We start from the raw sequence: 4,019 nt of genomic DNA on the forward strand, positions 1-4,019 counted from the left end.
GAGTTGATCTGTAAACGGGCGGGGCTGTTTGATGACTCAAACCGGTCAAATTCAATTTGAATTTTCTGATCGTTCTTGATGTTATGCAGTAAATGGATGGGGCCACTGCAAACCTCAAAATTATTTTTTGACAATGCTGTGCCAATATCAGTTTCGTTTTCGTTGAGCCTTTTTAATTCGTTACAAATTTTATTGATGGTGCTGTCGAATTTCCTGGATTTTATTTCTTCAGGTTGTTTTGCTGCTTCGCTACCAAGATTTTCCTGCATTTCTCCTGCGTTTTTAACAACTTCCTCCTTAAGTTTTTCCTGAAGTTTTTCCTTACTAGTGTTAACAGCATCAGAAATTTTCTTAAGCAAGCCTTGTAAATCCGGATGTTCAATAATTCCCCCAATAAAGTCTAATGGTATTTGACCAAAAGTGACCTTAATTGGAGCCACAAAAACATTTCTCACCATTTTTGGCAGATCACAATCATCCAGACATAACTTTACATTCACACTGACTCTGGCTTTTGACTGCTCCTTTTTGTCAATACTTTTTACCGTAAAATGGCATTTATCATATTTGCCCAAGAATTCAATAATTTTACCTTTGGTGCCTTCAATATGGAAAGGATAGCGATCCAGTGATAAATTATTAAGTTCAAAGTCAGGTATAAAGTGTACGGGAACGTAGATTTGTTTCAGGTCTTTAGGATTTTTGGTATTGCGGTTTTCTCTAATTCCGGAATAGCCGAAAATTGCATCTTCATAGCTGCCTTTAATAATTTTAACAACAAAATCCTTTGCTAAAACAACAAAGGAGTTAACTTCAGGGCAAGGGATAAAATTCAATTCTGGATACTCTACTTTAAAGCCATTAAGGCACTCAACTACTTTATCCTCTATAAATACTTTTTCTTGATAGCGAATAAAACCATCTTTTAAGCCAACTGGATTACTTTGACTGTGAGCATTTTCATTTTGGTAGTTGGTCTGATAGTCTTGCCCTTCAAAATATTTGTCGAGATAATACTTACGTTTATCTTTGCGTTCGCAGGCGTTGAGATTCCTCCAGTCCTCCTGCAGAGCTTCTTGGCAAAGAGAGTGTTCTTTAGCCAAATCCAGGGGTTTTTTGTCTTCCTTATCCATAGCATTGATATTAACTGGGGGGTGTCTTGTTTGGTCTAGCAACTCTATCAGGCACTGAATATTGCCTGCCTCGGCAGCCAAATGTAATGGTGTCTTGCCTTGGTCATCAGTAGCATTGATAATAAGTGTGTCTTTTTTTTCTTCTAGCAACCTTTTCAGGCACTGAATATTGTCTGCCTCGGCAGCCAAATGTAATGGTGTCTTGCCTTGTTGATCCCTAGCATTGATATTAACTGGGTGTTTTTTTTGGTCTAGCAACCTTTCCAGGCAATAAATATTGTCTGCCTCGGCAGCCAAATGTAATGGTGTCTTGCGTTGGTTATCTGGGAGATTGACGTCTACGTCATCGAAGCAGAGTATCCACTTAAGACAATCTTTATATCCTTGAACCTCCAGAGAACTACTGTGGTTCCAACATTTATCTTTAACGACATAGTGCAAAGCAGCCATACCACTATTCTGAACTTTGTGATTGATATCTATTATGTCGTCAAGCCTTTTTTCAAAAAACCTTTCCAGGCAATAATTTTTGCCATAAGCTGCAGCATACAGAAATAACCTCGAACGCTGGTCTATATGTTGTATTATATTTTTGGTTTTGATCAGTTTTATCAGGCCTTCGTTTTTGTTATCATTATGAATAGTTAAAAACAGTGGTGAAACCCCTTGTTTATTACTAGCATGGAAATATTTATTTATAGATTTACCTTCTTTTTCGCAGATCATTTTCAGAAACATTATATTACCGTTATAAGTTGCATAGTGCAGCGGATTATTATCGTCTATGTCAGGTTCATTAATATCATTTCCCTTTTTAAAATTAAAACATTTGTAATTTTCTTTCAGCCAATTAATTCTCTTCTCTGACATGGCTATACGATGCAGTAGCGTTATACCGTTGTTATTTCTCTCATGCACATCAGCTTTAGCCTTTATCAGCTCTCTTACGCATGCATCAGTATCAGCCAGGAGCAGTGGGGTGTCACCATTTTCATCTTTAGCATCGATGCATGTTAATTCTTTGAGTGCTTTCTTCAGTAGTAACTGAAGACAATTACTGTGCTTTTTCTCGGCTGCATAGTGCAGGGGTGTCCTCTTTTTATGATCTTTAAGATTGATGGATTTTGCCAAGTACCCTTCCCTTTTCGCTTTCTCCAGAAATTTTTCCAGGTAATTTTTGTTGCCTTTTTCTGCAGCGTAGTGCAGGAGTGTTTTACCGTCAGTTTCGTCCGGATCTTCCAGGCGTATCCTATTGACCAGTTTCTCTGTACTTTCGCTGTCATAATTTTCATCGATGGCTAATCGCAGGGCATGAGTGATATTTGGGGGCGAGAAATGCTGAACTTTCCTACATAATTCTTCCAGAAATTTCTCATCCTTGTTTAAAATTGCATAATGTAGCGGTGTTTTTCCACTGTTGTCAGTTTGGTTGATATTCGCGATAGAGAGTAGTTGTTCCAGACATGATTTGAAGCCCTTCTCAGCAACATAATGCAGCGGTGTTTTCCCACTGTTGTCAGTTTGGTTTCTATCCTTTTCAGAGATTCCATAGAGTTCAGTAAACAGACTCATTTCTTTGCCCTGCTCAGCCAATTTGTGCAGCTCTGTTTTCCCAAGCTCATCAACGTCTTTGGCTTCCCCGAGGTGCGGATATTCATGCGCGTATACTATGCTGTCCTCCTCAGCAGCAGAATCAGCCAGAGCAGCTCTGTTTTCGCTGATAGCGGGTGACTCAATTGTTGACAGTTCCCGTGGTGCCGGGTCAGTATCCGGGCCTTCATTGAATGACTTTTTACGAGAGTCAACCGCAGTTTTACTATCAGTCGGGGCAGGATCGTCAGTGGCAACAGAGCCAGCCTGAGCTGTTTTGTCAGCTTTTTTGGTATCGTCGATCTTCACGTTGGTTGTGAGCGTACTGTTGTCTTTTTCATGATCGGCCTGGGAAACAGCGAAGTACGTTAATACATTGACGCTCTCTTTTAAGCCCTTAGCTAAAGTGAGCGCCGTTTCGCAACTCTTATCCTTAACTTTGGCCAGGGAGCGGTCAAAGGCCTGCAATGTCTGGATGGCCTCTGTGTGGCCTTTTTCAGCAGCTTTGTTGAGAGCTGTTTTGCCATATTTATCCTTCGCTTTGGCCAGGGAGCGGTCAAAGGCCAGCAATGCCTGGATGGCCTCTGTGTGGCCTTTAAAAGCAGCGAGGTGGAGAGCCGTTCTGCCATATTTATTCTTCTCTTTGCCCAGGGAGCGGTCAAAGTCCAGCAATGCCTGGATGGCCTCTGTGTGGCCTTGATAAGCAGCTGAGTGAAGAGCTGTTTGGCCATTGTTAGCCTTCTTTTTGGCCAGGGAGCGGTCAAAGTCCAGCAATGTCTGGATGGCCTCTGTGTGGCCTCCATAAGCAGCTAAGTGGAGAGCCGTCAAGCCATCATTATTCTTCTCTCTGGCCAAGGAGGGGGCAAAGTCCAGCAATGCCTGGATGGCCTCTGTGTGGCCTCTATAAGCAGCTGAGTGGAGAGCCGTCAAGCCATTTCTTCTATCCTTCTCTTTGGCCAGGGAGGGGGCAAAGTCCAGCAATGCCTGGATGGCCTCTGTGTGGCCTCCATAAGCAGCTGAGTGGAGAGCCGTCAAACCATCATTATTCTTCTCTTTGGACAGGGAGGGGTCAAAGTCCAGCAATGTCTGGATGGCCTCTGTGTGGCCTTTTTCAGCAGCGTAGTTGAGAGCCGTCAAGCCATTTCTATCCTTCTCTTTGGCCAGGGAGGGGTCAAAGTCCAGCAATGTCTGGATGGCTTCTGTTTGGCCTTTAAGAGCAGCGGCGTGGAGAGCCGTTTGGGCATCGTTAGTCTTCTCTTTGGCCAGGGAGCGGTCAAAGGCCAGCAATGTCCGGAT

General features: G+C 42.6%; 1 protein-coding gene. It reads right to left on the reverse strand.

Going from position 1 to position 4,019, the window contains the following annotated elements:
* On the reverse strand, positions 1-4,010 hold a 4,010-nt coding region (locus tag J7438_RS24660; protein ID WP_353620192.1), incomplete at its 3' end, for an ankyrin repeat domain-containing protein.
* Positions 4,011-4,019 lie beyond the last annotated feature (9 nt).

Source organism: Thalassotalea sp. G20_0 (assembly GCF_017744175.1).
In the GTDB taxonomy this organism is placed as follows: Bacteria; Pseudomonadota; Gammaproteobacteria; order Pseudomonadales; family Endozoicomonadaceae; genus Endozoicomonas.